We start from the raw sequence: 17,867 nt of genomic DNA on the forward strand, positions 1-17,867 counted from the left end.
TTATGGCAACCTAAATTTATACTTTGTTTATTTATATAGATTAAATAAATATTATATAGTATTATATAATTAGTCGATAATAATAATTGATAATTGGGGAATTAGTTATAACTTGAGAAATTGTAAATTTTAAAGGGGAGTTTTTAACAGATGCGGATAAACATACTCGGATACAATATTTTCTCTAAAGGTGGCACATCGAGAAGTAATATAAACTTAATCAAAACCTTTTTAGAAAAAGGACATATAGTACAGTACTTTAACAGTCAACCATTTGAAGATAGTGATATAACAAGACTGATTATTCATGAAGATATAAGTTCAGCAAATTTCACAATATTTAGTAGTCAATATGAAGCTAAATTATCGACAGGGGACGTTTTAATCATTACGCGTGAAGATTTATTTAAATATTCACGAATTATAAAACAACATAATAAAGAAATTAAAATTGTAGGCGAGATACATGGCCCACTTGAATACATAAACGACGAAATTGATTTGGCATTAGATTCAATAGATTGTATCAGAGTGAGCACTGAATCAATAAAGAAAAAGTTTCAAGAAAAATATAATTATGATGCAGTATTTAATAAATATGTAAATGCACAACATATCGATATAAATTGTAAGCCTGCGAATACCAAGCGCAATTTGTTGATTAAGTCTCGTTTTGAAGATGGTATTAAAGATATTTCATATGTTATAAAACTAATTAATTATATTAAGAAAAATACATATAAGACAGACATTCAATTATATATTGTTGGGTACGGACCATCTGAGAATTTATATAAAAATTTAGTAGCATACTATAACTTACAAGATAATGTGCATATTAATGAAAAGGAACCCCTAAATTATGTATATGTTTCAACATCTCCTTATGAAACATTAGGGTACTCTATATTGGAAACCATTGGAATTGGTAACCAAGCCTTGATATATGCAGGTAATGATAACGTATTAAAAGAAATATACGAAAAATATCATGGTATATCATTTTTAACCAAACATTTTCAAAAAGATAGTGAAAAGTTAATAGCTGTGTTAGATGGTAAGTATACGAAAGAGCAACGAAATGAAGATATAGAAAACTTGAAACTTGATTTTACTAATGAAAATTACGCAGATGATTACTTGAAAAAAATTAGTAAAATGAAGGTTAAACAGGCAAAAGAACATAAATTACCAATTTATAAATTTAAGAAAAAAAGAACTCATGTCAATAAAATACAAAAGTTAGATCGAAAGCGTGATTTGTATGAACAATTAAAGAAAACAGCGATGTTTAAATTATTATTAAATAATAATATCTTCTTTAATAGAATGAAAAAAATGTATAACTTTAGAAAAGAACGCTTAGAACGCAAATTAATGGAAGGTATTGAACCAGATAGTAACAAAGTGTTCATTGAATCATTCCATGGTAATAACTTTAGTGGTGACCCTAAATTTTTAGCTTTAAAAATTAAAGAGCAATACAAAAATAAAAAAATCTATGTTAGTTCAGTTAATTCTTTAGTAGATATTGAAGTTAGAAATGCAGGTCTCATTCCGATTCGGTTCGGTAGTACAATTTATAAAAAAATTTTCCGATCATGTAAATATGTCTTTATGAATGGAAATTCCTTAGACAAAGTTTATAAACATAAAAATCAAGTTTTTATACAAACTTGGCATGGATTTCCATTAAAGAAAATGGTTAACGACTTAGGAGATAAGAAAGAAAAACAATTGCAACTTAACAAATTCATTCCACGTATGAAAAAATGGGACTATTTAATTACTGCCTCGAATTTAAACACATTATTATTAAAATCTGCCTTTAAATTAGAGAAAAATGAAAATTTAACAGTATTAGAATTAGGATCTCCACGCAACGAATACTTGATTAATCACAATACGGAAATGGAATGGCTACGAATTCAACGCAAATATTTATTTACAAATGATAAAAATATAAAATATATCTTATATTGTCCTACTTGGAGACAAGGCGAGAGAGAGAGTCTAACGCAAATTGATTTAATTGAATTATTAAATCAACTACCAAAAAATTATAAAATTATTGTCAAACTTCATCCGAATGAAGCACGATTAAGAAATAAATATAATGCATTAGATGCAAGGATACATTGTTTTTACAATGAGTTTGTAGATATCCAAGAGTTATATATTTTATGTGCTGCCATGATTACTGATTATTCATCGACAATTTTTGATTATGCACATTTAAATAAACCCATTTTCTTATTACAAGAAGATAATTCACAGTATAAGAAAGATGTTGGGTTTTATTTTGATATTAATGAAGTAGGCCGTTTTCCTGAAGCGGCATTAAATGAAACGAAATTAGCAACTCAGTTAACTCGTGTAGGTGCTATTGATTATAGTCAAATGATTAGTCGATTAATGAAAAATGATAAGTCTAACAGTTCGGAAAATATATTAAAATATATCTTCACGGATAATATTGAAAAAAGTGGGTAAATCATCATGATAGAAAATAAAATTTTCAATTTAAATGATAAGATACCATTTAAGAATCAAAAGCGTATTATGATAGACACAGGTGATGCTGAAAATTATATACAAAAAGCAAGAACTTCAGCTGAAATATATGGAAAATATATTGAATTACTTAAACAAGATTATATTTTGTATTTTCATGAACATACTGTTTCAAAGTTTTATAAGCGTACACACGTTGAAGCACTATTTCAGCGCAAAGATTTGATTAGGCATCATGATATTTTCTATACATTAGATGCGCCTCAAGGTAGAAAATGTAACAAATTCGAATCCGAGAAATTATTAGTATTATTTACATGCATGCCAAACGCACAGAATTACGATAGTTCATTAATACCAAAACGTATGTTTCCTAAATTCTTTGATGGTATTGAACGAAATTTAATGAAAAATATAAATACCATGCGTATCATGGATTTAAATGCATCTCATGGCTCGCATTATATCAATACTGTTAATAATGACACATTTGAAGATGATATAGTCAGTGCAATTCGTCAAGTACAGAAGGAACTAGATATTTCAGATGAAAACACTGTATTATATGGGGCTTCAAAAGGTGGTACGGGTGCATTGAATTATGGTGCAAGACTAGATTTAAAGTGTTTAGCAGTTGATCCGATTATTAGTACAGAAGAGTATAACGTGTCTGATGAACATTTTTTAAAACATATTAGAGAAGAAGATTTGAGTAATAAAATAAATCAATATTTGGCCAAGGGGAGTAATCAAAGTAAATATGTGATCAGTTCAGAGAATGTAGTATTTAACTTTGCAAAAGCTCAAGAAATAAAGGGTGATAATCTACAGTTAATTAATAAGAAAGACACACATATTACAGCTCACCCCGAGGTATCAAGAAATACCGTTCCAGAACAAATGACAATTTTAAATATGCTTTTTTCTGGAGAAACATTGATAAAATAATAAAAATGAGCGCCGCAGTGATAATGACTGAGGCGCTTTAGTTTAGTTGTAATTTAAGCAACAAGTAAGAGGTGTTAAAATGTTAGAAACTGATAGATTACTCATTGTAAAACCATCATTTCAGTATACGCAAGAACTATTTGAAATCCATTCCAATATTTCCAGTACACTATATACTCCAGCCGGTAAGCACAATACAATTAATGATACTAAGTTAATGATAGAGTACTGGTTAGCAGATTGGAACAATTTTGGATACGGCTACTTTTTATTTTTAGATAAAGCTTCAAATGAATTGATTGGTAGTGGAGGTATTAAAAATATCCATTTAGATCAAAGTAAAGTACTCAATTTATATTATCGACTACACCCTGAATCAACGGGTTACGGATATGCTTATGAAGCAATGCAATCAATTATTGAATGGATATATAGTATAGTCACAAAAGATTTAACAATGCTCATTAGAACAGATAAACACAATCATAAATCAATAAAATTAGCTGAAAAATTAGGATTTATCAATGATAAAAAATATGATGGTTATATAGCCAAAGATGATATTTTTTATTTTAGAGATAGATGAATATAGCATTTTATAACGAAATCCATAAAGTTTGTAGCGATATATTTAATAATGATATACAATATTAATATAAAGTTATTAAAATAACTGTAATAGAATGAATAGTATTATAGAATGCTTGGTTATTAAACTTTAGTAATATTATAAATTATCAATAAAAAAGTTGTTGATGATGTTCAACGACATAGAGAAAAGAAGGTATTAGCTTGAATAGCTATAGTTGGGCAAACTTATTTCCTGTATTATGTTTAATAATTACGATAATTATACTGATTGTAAATATCATTATTATTAAATATTTAAATCATTAAATGAAGTATTTTTTAGATATGCTATGGACTATTCAGTAGCTAGTTAATATCATTCTTCATTAATTTATAAAAGTTAAAACAATATTCAACTCTAGTATGATTTATGATACTTTCGATTGATAGCAAATAGTAGCTTAAATAAGCATTAATTATTTTAAAGGCAGAAAATGATAAGTAATAATAACTAAAATAATTAAAACAACAGAGAATAGTGCGCTAGGGAGTGAAATAATGAGCGTAACATCAATAATCATAATAGCCTTTATTTTGACAATTTTAATTAAAGTATTGAAAACTATTCTACACTTTTTAATTACTATTATTTTTGCTGTTTTCTACATATATTTTCTAGTGAAAGTTATGACTTGGTTAATCGTTAACTCAAGTTGATATTTACGAATTGATAGCAATTACAATGACATCTAACATTAGAGATTACAATAATAGGAGTTTTGAAGATGAAGAAAGTTATAGGTTCGATTACATGGATGGTTGTATTAGCTTTAGGAATGACACTATTTCTTGGGTTCCCCATTGGAACGATAATAGGTATAGTTTTAGGCGCAATGATCAGTAAAAAATTTACCAAAGAAACATAGGTTAGGGTGATTTAATGTATTATGAACAAAATAAAGTTCCGACCGAAAAAGAATTAAAGGAATTATATCATTCTGTAGGTTGGTTTAATTATTTAACAGATGAATTTACATTAACAACATTACTGAATCAATCAAGTTTCTTTATAACAGTTAAAGATAATGAACAATTAATAGGATTGATACGTGTGATTACAGATGACATTTCAATTGTATATATCCAAGATTTAATTGTGTTACCTGCATATCAACGCCATGGTATTGGTAGTGAGTTATTGAATCAGGTATTGAATAGCTTTCAACATATAAGACAAATTGTATTATTAACGGATAATGAACAAACCAAAAGAAAATTTTATGAAAAATCAGGATTATTTGAAGTGTCGCAGAATAATTGTTTGGGTTTCATGAAATTAAATACAATTTAAATATTTCATAAGTCAGACCATCAATAACACACTTATTGAAGGTCTTTAATTTTTATAGTTACATTTAAACAATTTGGAGGTTAAATGATGAATGAACAAGTTTATGCATGGGTAAAAATAACTCGAGATATATTATTAAATCAATGTTCTCAATTGACTGTTGATGAGTTGAATAAGGAATTTAATATTGGATTAAAAAGCATTAAACACACATTAGTTCATATAGCAGGTTGTTATCATGCATGGTTAGGTTCTTTTATCCTTCGAAATACAGATACGCCATTATATTCATTGCAGCAAATTAATGATTTGAATTTTGATGATATTCTTAGTTACTTTGAGCAAGCTGATGCTTATGTAGATCAAATATTAAATTTTAGTAATCACGACTTATCAGAAATAGTTATGAAACAAGTACCTTGGAAACAAGATGACACATGCCATGAAAATTCGGCATATCAATTATTTGTACATTCAGTAACACATGAGTTTCATCATAAAGGACAAATTGTGTCCATGTTACGTTTGTTAGGATATGAAGTGGAAAGTACGGATATTCTAAATATTAGATAGGGTTAACTAGTAAAGAAAGAAGGTTTATTATGGTTAAGAGGATAGAAGTTTTAGATTATATTGCAACTAAATATCAAATCGATCCTGATTATCCATGGAACAGATATAAAAATTATGCAGTGTGTAGACATAATAGTAATAATAAATGGTTTGTATTAATTATGGATGTTACAGCGGATAAAATTGGATTAAGTGTAGATAATAAGATTGATATATTAAATATAAAAGTTGAGCAAGCATTTATTGGTTCACTGAGACGCAAAAAAGGAGTTTATAAAGCCTATCACATGGATAAGTCAAATTGGGTATCAATTAACTTAAGTGAAATAGCTTCAATAGATGAAATTGCTAATTGGATTGACGATAGTTTCGATTTAACTTGTTAATGGTTGAGTAATTATAAAAATATTAATTATTTCTATATGTTTTGGTGATATATTCAATAACTGAGAATTTTCTTAACCCAAGAAGGACAACATGCTATATTCAAAGTAGGGGGTAATAGCTTGTTGTATCAATTCATACTTTGTCCAATATTATTTAGTTTTTTATATCAACTGTGCCATATAGACTCGCTGTCATTTAAATATTTAAAATCAAGATCCCGTTGCGATTATTGTAATAAAGTATTAGACTTTTACTGTTTAATTCCGATAATAAGTTATATTTTATTAAAAGGTAAGTCGCGGTGCTGCAAACATCGATTGAGTTTAACATATATCATAGGAGAGTTATTATCTCTGTCGCCATGCATTCTACTTACTTCCTCTCATTTGCCAATCACTTTAACTACTTATTTATTAAATTTCATTTTTCTATTAGTTTTGTCGATTTGTGATTACGACAATTACGCTATACCATTACATGTTGTTGTAATATATATCATTTGTGCCATTTTTCTTTGTGAAGGGCATTTCATAAACTTTTTGATTATATCTACTATTTTACATTGTTTATTCTTTATTTTTAAACAAGCAATAGGGTATGGAGACATCTTAATATTTTCTCTACTATCATTTATACTGCCATTTCAAATGTTTTTTCTAACATTACAGTTAACTTTTATAATAGCAGGTATGCTAACGTTGATATTAATGATGCTTCAACGACGTAAGATCAATAAAGTGCCCTTGATTCCTTATATTTTACTTGGTTTTATTACTGCTAACTTAGTTCCTTCATTTTTCAAGATTTCCTCTATATTTTAATACTCAAATATTGTTTGATTGTTCGATTGATTATAATGCTTTAATCCAGACATTTTTGCAAAAGTCTTTGCTTAACTCTGTGCTTAGTAATTACTACACCTGTATCTTTAAATCCTAATGATTTATAAAGTTTATAGGAAACATCATTACATTCATTCACAACCAATGCAATATGATGCATATTTGGATAATTCCTTTTTATATACATATTTAAAGACTTTAAGCATGATTTTGCATACCCTTGTCTTAAATAGCGCTTGTCAGTGGAAAATGCTCTAAAAAAAATCGTTGAATGATTTTCAGTAGTAAAGTGTTGAGCATATTCACTTTCGTATTGTAAAACAAAGAATGAAACAAGTTGTTTATTTTGGTTGAAAGCCATGATACAGTGCAGATTGTTATTCGTTTTTGCCTTCTCTATATGATATAAAGGTGACTTTGGGAAGTGAATATGATCTTGTTGTAATTGAAAGTTTCGAATAATAGATAAATAGTTATTGTTATATTTGATTAACTGCATAAAAAACGCTCCTTAAGTAAAATGAAAAATGGTATTCAAGCTAATAATGTTGGAGAATAAATTGTATACTTTACAAATAGAAGGAAAATTCAGATAATTTAAACGCTAAAGCATCAGTTGTCTATGATGAACATGATTTTTAAAATATACTAATTATAACTATAAATGTATATAAATACAATGGACTATTTCAATATTTTAATTTTGGAGAATAAATTGTAAATTTTGAAAGCGAATATAGTGCTTGTGTGAAGTAAAATGAATGATAAAGTAAAATGAGTATATGTAAATAAATAATGAAATGAGGTGTTATCGTGAGTGAACTAAATAGCATTGTACTATTTAAAGAAATCGACAGAGCTATTTCATCATTCAATATACAGGAAATACATGAAGAATATTGGAATAAAGAATATGAAGCAATAAATTTATCTATAAATAAAATATCTATCAAAAGTCGCTTAGCAAAGAAAACACCTAAAAAGAGGGGCTATTTTCTAGCTTTATGGAAAAAAGCTAAAGAAAATATTAATGTGCCATATCAATATGAGGAATTTAAAGACTTGCTAATCGTAAATATATTAGATGAGCAGTATAAAGGCCAATTTGTATTTCCGAAAGCAGTATTGGCAAAACACAATGTGTTGTGTACCAATAAAGCCAAAGGTAAAATGGCATTTCGTGTTTATCCTTCATGGGAAGAAAATTTAAATACTTCAGCAACGAAAACACAAAAATGGCAATCTCCATATTTTATTGACTTAACACATAGCATAGATAAAGGTAAAGTGAATTATTTATACTTCGGTAGCAAGGAAAGTTAAGCCATTTTGTAATATTACTTATATTCTGAAAAAACTATTATTTAAATTTTCTGATATTTAATATAAAATAAATAATGTAAGTAAGTATGGGAAACTTACTTGCGTTAATTCTCAGACATTCTATTTATAAACATATCTGTATTCATAATTTTATCCATACCGTTTTATGATTAATGAAAAAATTTATGTTTAAAAGCTGTAAGTTACTCAGGCTTACAGCTTTTTTATGTCTTATTATATTGGAAAACTTATTAATCTATTTTATAATTAAATTGTGAAACTGATTAACAGATTAAATATTATATTTTGTGATAAGTGCAAATTTTTTTAATTGAGATAACACTTTTACTTAATAAAATTATTTGTAAAATCATACATATTTTTATTAAAAGAATAGGTGATATATATGACCATAATTGATATTAAAGAAAAATTGTTAAATAAGAAATGGGATATAACAGATTTAATTTTTCTATTGCTATTTATTGTATTGGCTTGTACTTTTCTGACACCAATTTTGGGTGTACCAATTGGTATTATTGTTTATTTATTGCTATTTTTAGATGATGAAAACGATATTACTGATGAGATTGAAACAATGAATCAACAAAAAGATAAAAAGGACTGAAAAAATTGACTCAATTAACTAAACTATTGGATGGAATGGCGTGGCTTTGTATGGCTTTACTCTTTTCTAAATATGCGATTCATTGGGCAAATTTGATGTTTGATTGGCATTTACGATGGTATTTCTTAGAGAATATACCATATTTAGCACTAATTCTATTTATCTTAATGTTTATATTTGCTATTCCTTCTGAAATGATAAAAGATAAGCAAAAAGAGAAAAATGATAATAGTTATGAAGCACTCAAAAATAAACTAGATCATGTAATCTGTGGAGATGAAAAAACAAAACAAGAAGCTAAAGAAAATCGAACAACACCAGAGGCAGTAAAAGCAGCAAGACATGCACAAAAAGCGAAACCCGAATAAAAATTTAGGGTTATTAATTGAGTAGCTAAAAAACAATGAAATCACATGTAAAATTAATTATGTATTTTGACATAAATCATAGTTTGGTAATGTTTAACAATAAACAAGGATATTATAAAGATAGGCAACTACTAGATTAATAAATCTTAGTAATTGCCTATTTCAGTGTTTATACTTATTTTCACGAACAGTATGTCATAAATATATTTTGATACTAATAACCTATTTTTTTAATTATTCAAGACTGCTAATAATCAGATCATTAATTTTTTGCATTCGCATTAAATGTTCTAATCCTTGTGTATGTCCGTGTCCAAGATAAATTAATCAGGTATTAGATAAAAGCTCCTACCTTGGAGCAGGGAAACATGAACATTTAGAATTTATCGTTGAATATGTTGTTTCTGGAAATTTGGGTATGATTTATAATTGGCTTGAGAACAATGAAACTATAGGTGATACTGAAATAGCATCATTTTCATTAAAAATGGGAGTGAATAGTGGGTTACGATTATTAAAATAATTTGTGAGCATTAAAAAATATTAATTGTCGCACTTAAAAATGTTATGAATAAATAAAGAGTCTATTTATAACTTTTAAAAATTAATTGGAAATGACATATATTTATTATATAATTAAGTTAGGTTATTAACATATTGCATTTGTTTACGAAAATACAGGAGGTATTTGTATGTCACCCAAAATATTAATTGTACTTTTAATCATATTTTATCCAATTATAATTAAAAAGGCTAAAAGCCGACAAAATAGCACATTTTCTGACTTTCCAAACAAAAGAAATTAATTATTCACTCTTAAGTAATATAAAATAGAATATACATATTGATTTGGAATTGGAAATGGCTTTTCGAAGTGAAATGTCTGAAAATTATAAAAATAAGACCAAGTGAAAGACTTACTTCCTTATATGAATATGAAGAATCATAATATCTTTGCTTTTTATATTGTAGGAAGTTAATTTGCTTAATTCATATTGCTTTGAATTTAATTTCATCAATGAGGTATTCTACAAGGGGTTTTAATCTTGAATAAACGTGTATTAAGTGGACTTAAAGTGGGGTTAACAGTGCTACTTTGTGTGATTCTAGTAGTACTAATTTTAAATTATATCGGTGTTGATGTAGATCATAATAGGATATGGAACAACTTAGGAGATTTAGGTTTAATTAATATTTTTGTGAATAAGGAATTAAATGGTCTAATTATTTTAGGGCTTATTTTAATTATCTTATCCTTTGCATTTGGATACAATTATCCAAGTAACAAGAATTAATTATATAGTATAGTAATACTTAGATTTGGTACATATGTAGTTTAAAGTTTCTTAAATGACAGGAGAATTAACATCAATTTAAAATACAGATTATTAGAAGAAAAAGTTGCATCAATGATTGTATTAACGCATGCGCTTATTTGGATAGTTATGCTCTTCTTTTTGCCAAATGATATCGTTATGCAAAAGAAGAGTGATGGTAGTATTTCATACACGCTACCAAAACAAATAGCAGCAATATTTTGTATAATCATCGCAGTCATAGTTTACATATTATGTTTGTTACCTAAAGTGGAACACGGAAAAGTTACGAATAATTATCAAGACCACTTCGTCATTATTTCTATACAGATAATGATGCTCATCGTCAGTGTTTTTATAATTATAAATGCGCTGATACATTGATATATATTGTTTTATGTTGTGGTGTATTTGGCTTTTATATAATATTTTTCAATTAAAGCAAATAATCATAAATGATTTTAAGGAATGAATCAAATGAAGATATTTTTATTTATATTAATATCTGGTGTACTCAGTTACTATAAATTGCAATCAAAGAATGCAAAATAACTTTACTTATGCATAAGGGAGGGGTTAGATGGTAAAGTATATTAGTTGGATCCCATATATGTTGATTTTATCGTTAGGTTTTTGTTACTCACACGGATTAATTACTGGTATTGCAATTTCAGTTGTGGTTGGATCTTTAATAGGAACAACTGTTGATATGGATAAAAAAAGAAAGTTGAGAAACGTTAAATAAGAGTGGGATTATTTTCAACTTTTGTGAACCGTATTGTATTAATAAAATTATTTAAACTGAGTTAATGAAATATGTTGTATTATCAAATATTGGAAGGCTTAATCACGTCGATTAAGTCTTTTTTTATGCATTTGAATTTTTAAATTACACAAAATGTAAATACATAATGTTTAAAAATGTGCTGTTTTATATATGAGGAGTGGTGATTAGTGGATCGTGAAATCAACCAAAATGGTTAAACAACTTAGAAAATGAAGGTTTGGAGTGTATCAAGAATTTTGTATTATATTCCAAGCTCTTTAAAAGGATTAGCTTCTTTTTATGAGGTGTCTTATCCAACTGTTAGAAATAGACTTAATATAGTTATAAAAAAAGTCGAGACAACTCAAGAAAATGATGTAGATTCAATTGTTAACTTTATTCGGAAGTTGGCTGTTGAAGATAAATTAGATTTAGATGATGCTAAACACCTATTGAAATTACATAAAAATGAAAAAGGAGAATGAACTTTTGAATTTATAATGAGTTTTTTACCAGTGTTAATTTATGCAGCTATTTTAGCTTTACAATATTTCTTGTCTAGAACAGGGAATAAAATAATAGGCTTGTTATATTGCCTATAGTTTTAATCATTGTAAGCATCTATATGTATAATACAGGGATAATTAAATTAGGACTCATACCTACACTGATATTAACTGTAATAGCCTTATTATTTTTATTAGGTCAATGATTAGAAGCGCAAAAAGCAAATGAGAAAAAATCTGAAAATGAATTAGAAAAAATGAAACGAAAAGATTTAAATTAATAATATAAGGGTGAGTATTTTGAAAAAGGCCTTGATACTTTTATTAGATGAATGTTATCGAAGCGGAGTTAGTTGATATAGATTTTTCTAATGTTGAGTACGAGGTCGATTTTCAATGGGAGAATTATTTAGATGTCGAAGTTTTAAATAAATTAGGGCTTAATAAAGATATGTGGTGTAATGGTATAGATAAACCATTAATCTATCTAAAGAACTTTGTTGTACGCTAAGAAAACTTAAAGTTAATAGGAAAGACAGGTAATACTTTGAAAATACAAATACAAGGTGTAGATTGTGTGAAGTTTTTCTTGAAAGAAGCGGAAAAGCTTGAGGTTACAACAGCTCCAGATTTATTGTATTTAGGTATAATTTGTACTGTATCAGTTAATACATCCAGAGGAATGAATACTCCACAATTGATGATTGAGGAATATAGGATCAGTGATGGAAATGATTATATAAAGAATAACCTATGTGAAAATGATTTCCTTTTTAAAAAAATATGGGTAAAATATAGATTTTTGCGCGTAAATATTCAAACGAAATAATTTTACAATAATTTATATAAAAAAATTAAATAAAGTATATAAATATATCATATTTTTTGATATTATATTGTTTGGAATAGGAGGAGGACAACATGATAAATACTGTCAAAGATGTTAAAGGTAAAGGTTTAGTTATCGCAATAATAAGTGTATTATTACTTGGATATATTACAGCATTTCATAATGCTAATGCAGAAGAGAATAATTATGCTTTAAATCTAAGTCAAAAAAATGAAAGCACATTACATATGGATTTAGGTAAGGGTGTTAGTGTTAGTAAAGATAAAGAAAGTAATTTAGTTCTAACTGACAAAAATGGAAAAACTGAGAAACTACCTAGAAATACAAAAGACAGAGATGGAAATGCTGTATATTTGGTTTACAAAAAAGCTGACAATGGATATGATATCGAAGTACATAACAAAGTACAAAATGAAGGTTGGGCTAAATGTACATTAGGTACAGCTGGTGGCGCAGGTGGCGGTGGCCTAGCAGGAGCAGGTATTGGTACAAGTGTCCCTGTTATTGGTACTGCTGCTGGAGCTATTATTGGTGGAGTTTCAGGTGCTGCAACAGGTGCTGCAACATCTTGTTTCAAATCGTGAAAAGAGGTCTGAATTATGAAGAAATCAATATTTTGGTCTAAAGGTTTTATACCAGTATATTTTATTGCGGCAGTCATACACTTGATTATATTTAGGGTTATTATTGATACTAATAATTACTCAATTTATATATTTACATTAATATTATTTGGTCTAGGTATTGCTTCAATTATGTATAATAATATTAAAACTGAAGATTCATAAAGATTAGCACGTACATTTATAATAATGTGCGTGCTTTTAAAATTACTCCTATTTTATAGGTGATTGATTAGACTAAACGAACATTCCGAGAGATGAAATTGAATATTCCTATACACATATAGCTTTTACAATATCGGATAATGAATTTGATTGTTGGTATAGTTGGTTAAAAGAAAATAATGTTAATATCCTTAAAGGAAGAGATAGGGATTTTAGGGATAAGAAATCTTTATACTTTACAGATTTAGATGGGCATAAACTAGAGTTACATACTGGGAATTTAGAAGATAGATTGCAATATTACAAAGAGGTTAAACCTTATTTGAAGTTTTATGTATAAAATGATAAAGTCGATGCTTTATCAAATTCATAAGTTTGAATTCTTTGGTTGAAAATATGATTTTCTAGATGATTAAAATTTAATAAGGGTACTAGTGTTGAAGTGGGTTATATCTGGTGTACAAATAATTTTAGTGATTATATTAGCTTATATTGGATATATGCAAATGTAACAAGACTATTTAGATTCATGTTTTATTTTATTTATGCTATTAACCTCTTTGCTTGTATTTTGGAATACACGTAAAAAATTCAAACTAATTCATTAAAGTTTGATCATTAGAAATTCATAGAATTCGTAATTAGCTATTTTGAACTTAATTTAAAACGACTGTTACATATATTTAGTGATTAGTATCGTAAAATTTTAGATATAAAAAAGGCTATCTATAAGTTTAAGCGAGGATTTCGATCTTGAATTAAGTAATTTATAAGAGAATGTAATTTTTTTCGTCATAGACTTTTATACCGTTTTTTATTAATAAAGCAGCAAATACTCCGACACCTTGCTTTTTTGTATTATTAAAGTTCCCAGAATAAATATTTTGTGAACTACAAGTTGGACTATCTGATTTTAAAATCAATGTTTTACAATCCATTTTTTGGCAAATATCTAAAGCTATCATAGCCCCATTCAAATAGTCATTTGTAACATTATTACCTTGTATATCAATTATTTCAGCTTTATTTTCTAAAACGTCAAAACCATCTCCTCCTCTGATTTCTGCAGGATTTCTTGGAATTGTCAATCCACCTAAAATTTCAGGGCAAATTGCCATTGCTAAACCTCTATCTGTGAGTTCCTTTAATTTGGTGTCATGTTTGTTTGTTTCATCATATCGGACGTTTTGACCTATTAAACATGCACTAATTAATATCATCCGTTTAACCTCCTAGGTGTTTGTTTTTTAAAACGCTTTTATATTAACCATTATAGTATAGATTCTATAAACATATAGTATATAATTTTAAATCAATGTTTTGCATAAATAGAATAGCGTTATTCATATTTTTAATACATGAAATTTTAAATTAATAGTTATCTGAATTTAAAATAATCACTTTTACCACTGTGTTAAAAGTTTAAAAGTGATATTTTTCTCTTAAATTTGTTGTGCACTTGTTATAATTAGTTTATACAGCAATAAAATTTCACAATGTATTTATTTTATAATCACGCACTGATAGGCATTTGATTTTCATCTCCTTTAATTTCTTCAAATTTATAACATTCCTCAAAAAAAGATCGTTCATCTATAATCAAATTTAATCTTTTTATAATATCTAGTTTGTTTACACATCACTTCTTTATATCATCTATTTTTCCTAATGGAGGTCTAATTATTTGAAACTTAATGAATTAGCTACTACACAAAAGCCTAGAGAACGCATGTTAAGTGCAGGGGCTGCTTACTTATCTCACGCAGAGTTACTGGCCATATTGATTAATACAGGAAGAAAGGGTGCGTCTAGTCTTGATATTGCCAATGAATTATTGAAATCGGTCAGTAATTTAAAGGAATTAAAGTCATTATCTATAAATGATTTGAAGAAAGTCAAAGGAATGGGTATTTATAAATCGCTGATATTAAAAGCGGCGTTCGAATTGGGAGAACGTATGCATTCGGGTAGTGTGGAAGAGAAGATTCAAATTAATTCACCTAAGGATGTTGCAAATTATATGATGGCGAAAATGGAACATTTAAAGCAAGAGCAATTTGTTGTACTGTTTCTAGATTCTAAAAATATCGTATTTAAGCAACAGGTGATTTTTATTGGTACCTTAAATTCATCAATAGTTCATCCACGGGAAGTATTTTCTGAGGCAGTTAAGATTGCCGCTAATGCAATCATATTATTGCATAACCATCCTTCGGGGGATGTCACACCATCTCGTGAGGACTTAATTACGACTGAGCGTTTGCGTGAGTGTGGTGATATTATTGGTATCGATGTATTAGACCATTTAATTATTGGTGATCATTGTTATTTAAGTATGGTGGAAGCGGGTTACTTTGAGTAATTGATTTTTAATTTGAGTATTTTTATTTTTGATGCGTATTGTACAATTTTAATCGTTCCTCGCTTGTGATTTGAAGTTTTATTAAGAGGTTGTTTCATATGTAATTTTATTTACTGTTATTCAAATGTACGTATATATGATAAATCTTTCTCGTTATTAAAGATTAAGGTATACTTAAATTGAATTGTGAGGAGGATTGCAAATATGGGGATAATTTTAATCATAGGTTTATTGTTTCCGATGATTTATGTAATGCAATTAACTAAAAATAAGCAACAAATTACTTGGAAAAAGACGGGTGTAGCTATTATATTAGCTGTCATAGGTAATTTAATCGTTACATTGATATATCAGATTATACAACAATCTGGTGTTAATATATGGTTGGCACTCGGTAGTTCTATTATAGTTGCCATTGTATGGGCATTACTCTTATGTGGGAGTTATGCAGCATATCAAATATTGTCAAATAGTATTAATAAATAGTGTTAAATATAGCTGTATATAAACCTTTTGTAAACAGTATATCTATAGTAATGGCATTAGTAGCACACATGTTTCAGTGTTTAGCATGAAGTTCAAGATGATATTAAGACTAATTTTGTTAGTATTTCTTTTTCACTAAACACATAACAACAATTTCAAAGAAAAATAGCGCTTAATTGACCATTGTCAAACTAAGCGCTAAAATTTTATTTTATGAAATTAAAATACATATTAAAGTTATCCATCAACCAAAGGATACCTTGATAGCCTAAGTATATACATAAGATGATGATACCGACATATATGATAAATCTTAGTAAGGATAATCCAACTCTAAATAGTAGAATTACTAAGAGCGCTAATAAAATAATTGAAATAAGACTCATAGATATATTCACTCCCTTTGTAACTTATTGTACTACATAATATATGCGTGTTGCATCGGTCTATAGTAAAGTTTTAAATACACCTATAGACTGATGTTTAAAGGTGTTAGATGGATTTATAATGTAAATGTTGAAGTAGGAGGATGGTTCATGCGGTTTATATTTAGTCTGATAAAAAATATTATAGCTGTCATTGCAATAATTATAATTGTGTTTTTCGCATTGAAATATGCCCCTTTTTTAAAGGATCAAGAATGGAATCCTGTCCATAATAATAGACCTCCTATGAGTGAAAATGCACCACCTGAAGGTCAATTAAATGGTGGGCAAAGGTATACGTTAGAGGAAAATGATTTATTAAATAACGTGCCGCTTAGTCAAACTAAAAATATGTTTAATTGGATTAATAAGAAGGAGTTTATGTCTGTATCTGGTATTGGCAGAATGGGATATAATGATAAATATTTAGCTGGTCAACGTGGTGACCAATTTATTATTTATAAATTTGGCTCTGATAGTATAAGAGTTTATAAAACAGAAATCGAGATGCAACAAGATTTAAATAAACTTGGACAACATATTGAGTTACGTCCACCGTCAAGTTTCGAGTAACACGTTTGAATTCTGTCATGAAATGCGTTAGCCTTATTATGAAAATAGTTAAAGGTTGGTGTATAAATTATGAGTGAACAATCTAAAGAAAAGAAAGCAGACGAACAAGCGAAAGCACAAAACTTGTTTGCACGTTGGCGTAAAGAGGAAACACTGTATAAAGAAGATGAAAAAGAAGAAAAAGCATCAGCTGAAACTGAAGATTCTGATGATAAAGCATAATTTCAAAATAAATTGATACGTCTCTATGGTTAGAGGCGTATTTTTTATGCTTAAAATTAAAGGGAGTCT

23 protein-coding genes and 3 pseudogenes are annotated in these 17,867 nt (G+C 27.8%); 23 read left to right on the plus strand and 3 right to left on the minus strand.

The genetic code is table 11. From position 1 onward, the window contains the following. The first annotated feature begins 150 nt into the window (after positions 1–150). From JN168_RS05950 to JN168_RS14005, 8 genes are all read left to right on the plus strand, one after another. Complete coding sequence (locus JN168_RS05950; protein ID WP_279526234.1) at positions 151–2,493, plus strand: CDP-glycerol glycerophosphotransferase family protein; 2,343 nt, start codon at positions 151–153, stop codon at positions 2,491–2,493. Between the two features lie 6 nt (positions 2,494–2,499). Further along, the gene (locus JN168_RS05955; protein ID WP_042738479.1) at positions 2,500–3,462 is read left to right on the plus strand and encodes an XcbB/CpsF family capsular polysaccharide biosynthesis protein; all 963 of its coding nucleotides are present in this window, start codon (positions 2,500–2,502) and stop codon (positions 3,460–3,462) included. Between the two features lie 79 nt (positions 3,463–3,541). Next, on the plus strand, positions 3,542–4,048 hold the full coding sequence (locus JN168_RS05960; protein WP_107642482.1) for a GNAT family N-acetyltransferase: 507 nt from the start codon (positions 3,542–3,544) through the stop codon (positions 4,046–4,048). 769 nt (positions 4,049–4,817) lie between these two features. Beyond that, positions 4,818–4,958 (plus strand): hypothetical protein, encoded by a 141-nt coding sequence (locus JN168_RS05965; protein WP_158001719.1) that lies wholly within the window; start codon positions 4,818–4,820, stop codon positions 4,956–4,958. Positions 4,959–4,972: 14 nt separating this feature from the next. Next, a complete protein-coding gene (locus JN168_RS05970) occupies positions 4,973–5,383 on the plus strand; it encodes a GNAT family N-acetyltransferase (RefSeq protein ID WP_232155054.1) in 411 nt (136 codons plus the stop codon). Positions 5,384–5,470: 87 nt separating this feature from the next. Then, positions 5,471–5,956 (plus strand): DinB family protein, encoded by a 486-nt coding sequence (locus tag JN168_RS05975; RefSeq protein ID WP_232155053.1) that lies wholly within the window; start codon positions 5,471–5,473, stop codon positions 5,954–5,956. 29 nt (positions 5,957–5,985) lie between these two features. Further along, the gene (locus JN168_RS05980) at positions 5,986–6,342 is read left to right on the plus strand and encodes an MmcQ/YjbR family DNA-binding protein (RefSeq protein WP_042738483.1); all 357 of its coding nucleotides are present in this window, start codon (positions 5,986–5,988) and stop codon (positions 6,340–6,342) included. A 123-nt stretch (positions 6,343–6,465) separates the two neighbouring features. After that, the gene (locus JN168_RS14005) at positions 6,466–7,164 is read left to right on the plus strand and encodes a prepilin peptidase (RefSeq protein ID WP_411841324.1); all 699 of its coding nucleotides are present in this window, start codon (positions 6,466–6,468) and stop codon (positions 7,162–7,164) included. 40 nt (positions 7,165–7,204) lie between these two features. Here the strand turns inward: JN168_RS14005 and JN168_RS05985 are convergent, their stop codons facing one another. Then, positions 7,205–7,684 carry a GNAT family N-acetyltransferase gene (locus JN168_RS05985; RefSeq protein ID WP_042738484.1) on the minus strand — a complete coding sequence of 160 codons (480 nt, stop codon included), beginning with the start codon at positions 7,682–7,684 and terminating at the stop codon, positions 7,205–7,207. Positions 7,685–7,998: 314 nt separating this feature from the next. On the opposite strand from JN168_RS05985, the gene JN168_RS05990 reads away from it, so the two are divergent. The 11 genes and pseudogenes from JN168_RS05990 to JN168_RS06040 form a co-directional block, all read left to right on the plus strand. Continuing rightward, positions 7,999–8,508, plus strand: coding sequence for a MepB family protein (locus JN168_RS05990; protein WP_232155052.1), 510 nt, complete (start codon positions 7,999–8,001; stop codon positions 8,506–8,508). Between the two features lie 406 nt (positions 8,509–8,914). Further along, a complete protein-coding gene (locus JN168_RS05995) occupies positions 8,915–9,136 on the plus strand; it encodes a VraH family peptide resistance protein (RefSeq protein ID WP_042738486.1) in 222 nt (73 codons plus the stop codon). Positions 9,137–9,141: 5 nt separating this feature from the next. Next, positions 9,142–9,369: pseudogene (gene elxI1, locus JN168_RS06000) on the plus strand (epilancin biosynthesis-related protein ElxI1); the annotation flags it as partial. Positions 9,370–10,550: 1,181 nt separating this feature from the next. After that, positions 10,551–10,799: a hypothetical protein gene (locus JN168_RS06005; protein ID WP_229367272.1), complete on the plus strand. Its 249-nt coding sequence runs from the start codon at positions 10,551–10,553 to the stop codon at positions 10,797–10,799. Between the two features lie 601 nt (positions 10,800–11,400). Then, entirely contained in the window at positions 11,401–11,565 is a 165-nt protein-coding gene (locus JN168_RS06010) for a hypothetical protein (RefSeq protein WP_229367271.1), read from the plus strand. A gap of 278 nt (positions 11,566–11,843) precedes the next feature. Continuing rightward, the gene (locus JN168_RS06015; RefSeq protein ID WP_229367270.1) at positions 11,844–12,071 is read left to right on the plus strand and encodes a DUF2089 domain-containing protein; all 228 of its coding nucleotides are present in this window, start codon (positions 11,844–11,846) and stop codon (positions 12,069–12,071) included. Between the two features lie 15 nt (positions 12,072–12,086). Next, positions 12,087–12,298, plus strand: a pseudogene (locus tag JN168_RS06020) (hypothetical protein). A gap of 371 nt (positions 12,299–12,669) precedes the next feature. After that, a complete protein-coding gene (locus JN168_RS06025; protein WP_279526235.1) occupies positions 12,670–12,921 on the plus strand; it encodes a hypothetical protein in 252 nt (83 codons plus the stop codon). A gap of 92 nt (positions 12,922–13,013) precedes the next feature. Next, complete coding sequence (locus JN168_RS06030) at positions 13,014–13,526, plus strand: hypothetical protein (protein WP_232155049.1); 513 nt, start codon at positions 13,014–13,016, stop codon at positions 13,524–13,526. 15 nt (positions 13,527–13,541) lie between these two features. Continuing rightward, on the plus strand, positions 13,542–13,730 hold the full coding sequence (locus tag JN168_RS06035) for a hypothetical protein (RefSeq protein ID WP_232138608.1): 189 nt from the start codon (positions 13,542–13,544) through the stop codon (positions 13,728–13,730). 79 nt (positions 13,731–13,809) lie between these two features. Then, positions 13,810–14,070, plus strand: a pseudogene (locus tag JN168_RS06040) (VOC family protein); the annotation flags it as partial. Positions 14,071–14,497: 427 nt separating this feature from the next. Here the strand turns inward: JN168_RS06040 and JN168_RS06045 are convergent. Next, positions 14,498–14,950 (minus strand): 2-thiouracil desulfurase family protein, encoded by a 453-nt coding sequence (locus tag JN168_RS06045; protein ID WP_232138609.1) that lies wholly within the window; start codon positions 14,948–14,950, stop codon positions 14,498–14,500. Positions 14,951–15,414: 464 nt separating this feature from the next. Here JN168_RS06045 and radC point away from each other — a divergent pair, with 464 nt between their 5' ends. After that, positions 15,415–16,092, plus strand: coding sequence for a RadC family protein (gene radC / locus JN168_RS06050; protein WP_042738489.1), 678 nt, complete (start codon positions 15,415–15,417; stop codon positions 16,090–16,092). Positions 16,093–16,296: 204 nt separating this feature from the next. After that, positions 16,297–16,578, plus strand: a complete 282-nt coding sequence (locus JN168_RS06055) for a hypothetical protein (RefSeq protein ID WP_279526236.1) — start codon at positions 16,297–16,299, stop codon at positions 16,576–16,578. A 206-nt stretch (positions 16,579–16,784) separates the two neighbouring features. On the opposite strand, the gene JN168_RS06060 is transcribed toward JN168_RS06055, so the two are convergent. After that, complete coding sequence (locus tag JN168_RS06060) at positions 16,785–16,964, minus strand: hypothetical protein (protein WP_082039180.1); 180 nt, start codon at positions 16,962–16,964, stop codon at positions 16,785–16,787. Positions 16,965–17,114: 150 nt separating this feature from the next. Here JN168_RS06060 and JN168_RS06065 point away from each other — a divergent pair, with 150 nt between their 5' ends. Both JN168_RS06065 and JN168_RS06070 read left to right on the plus strand, forming a co-directional pair. Continuing rightward, positions 17,115–17,576, plus strand: a complete 462-nt coding sequence (locus tag JN168_RS06065) for a DUF4930 family protein (protein WP_042738491.1) — start codon at positions 17,115–17,117, stop codon at positions 17,574–17,576. Between the two features lie 69 nt (positions 17,577–17,645). Then, positions 17,646–17,798: a hypothetical protein gene (locus JN168_RS06070; RefSeq protein WP_107527229.1), complete on the plus strand. Its 153-nt coding sequence runs from the start codon at positions 17,646–17,648 to the stop codon at positions 17,796–17,798. The last annotated feature ends 69 nt before the right edge of the window (positions 17,799–17,867 follow it).

This window comes from Staphylococcus gallinarum, assembly GCF_029774255.1.
Taxonomy (GTDB): Bacteria; Bacillota; Bacilli; order Staphylococcales; family Staphylococcaceae; genus Staphylococcus; species Staphylococcus gallinarum.

Excerpts from the sequence above, each read along its gene's own strand:
- JN168_RS05950 (WP_279526234.1), top strand. The coding sequence starts at position 151 with ATGCGGATAAACATACTCGGATACAATATTTTCTCTAAAGGTGGCACA.
- JN168_RS05955 (WP_042738479.1), top strand. The coding sequence starts at position 2,500 with ATGATAGAAAATAAAATTTTCAATTTAAATGATAAGATACCATTTAAG.
- JN168_RS05960 (WP_107642482.1), top strand. The coding sequence starts at position 3,542 with ATGTTAGAAACTGATAGATTACTCATTGTAAAACCATCATTTCAGTAT.
- JN168_RS05965 (WP_158001719.1), top strand. The coding sequence starts at position 4,818 with ATGAAGAAAGTTATAGGTTCGATTACATGGATGGTTGTATTAGCTTTA.
- JN168_RS05970 (WP_232155054.1), top strand. The coding sequence starts at position 4,973 with ATGTATTATGAACAAAATAAAGTTCCGACCGAAAAAGAATTAAAGGAA.
- JN168_RS05975 (WP_232155053.1), top strand. The coding sequence starts at position 5,471 with ATGAATGAACAAGTTTATGCATGGGTAAAAATAACTCGAGATATATTA.
- JN168_RS05980 (WP_042738483.1), top strand. The coding sequence starts at position 5,986 with ATGGTTAAGAGGATAGAAGTTTTAGATTATATTGCAACTAAATATCAA.
- JN168_RS05985 (WP_042738484.1), bottom strand. The coding sequence starts at position 7,684 with ATGCAGTTAATCAAATATAACAATAACTATTTATCTATTATTCGAAAC.
- JN168_RS05995 (WP_042738486.1), top strand. The coding sequence starts at position 8,915 with ATGACCATAATTGATATTAAAGAAAAATTGTTAAATAAGAAATGGGAT.
- JN168_RS06010 (WP_229367271.1), top strand. The coding sequence starts at position 11,401 with ATGGTAAAGTATATTAGTTGGATCCCATATATGTTGATTTTATCGTTA.
- JN168_RS06030 (WP_232155049.1), top strand. The coding sequence starts at position 13,014 with ATGATAAATACTGTCAAAGATGTTAAAGGTAAAGGTTTAGTTATCGCA.
- JN168_RS06035 (WP_232138608.1), top strand. The coding sequence starts at position 13,542 with ATGAAGAAATCAATATTTTGGTCTAAAGGTTTTATACCAGTATATTTT.
- JN168_RS06045 (WP_232138609.1), bottom strand. The coding sequence starts at position 14,950 with ATGATATTAATTAGTGCATGTTTAATAGGTCAAAACGTCCGATATGAT.
- JN168_RS06055 (WP_279526236.1), top strand. The coding sequence starts at position 16,297 with ATGGGGATAATTTTAATCATAGGTTTATTGTTTCCGATGATTTATGTA.
- JN168_RS06060 (WP_082039180.1), bottom strand. The coding sequence starts at position 16,964 with ATGAGTCTTATTTCAATTATTTTATTAGCGCTCTTAGTAATTCTACTA.
- JN168_RS06065 (WP_042738491.1), top strand. The coding sequence starts at position 17,115 with ATGCGGTTTATATTTAGTCTGATAAAAAATATTATAGCTGTCATTGCA.
- JN168_RS06070 (WP_107527229.1), top strand. The coding sequence starts at position 17,646 with ATGAGTGAACAATCTAAAGAAAAGAAAGCAGACGAACAAGCGAAAGCA.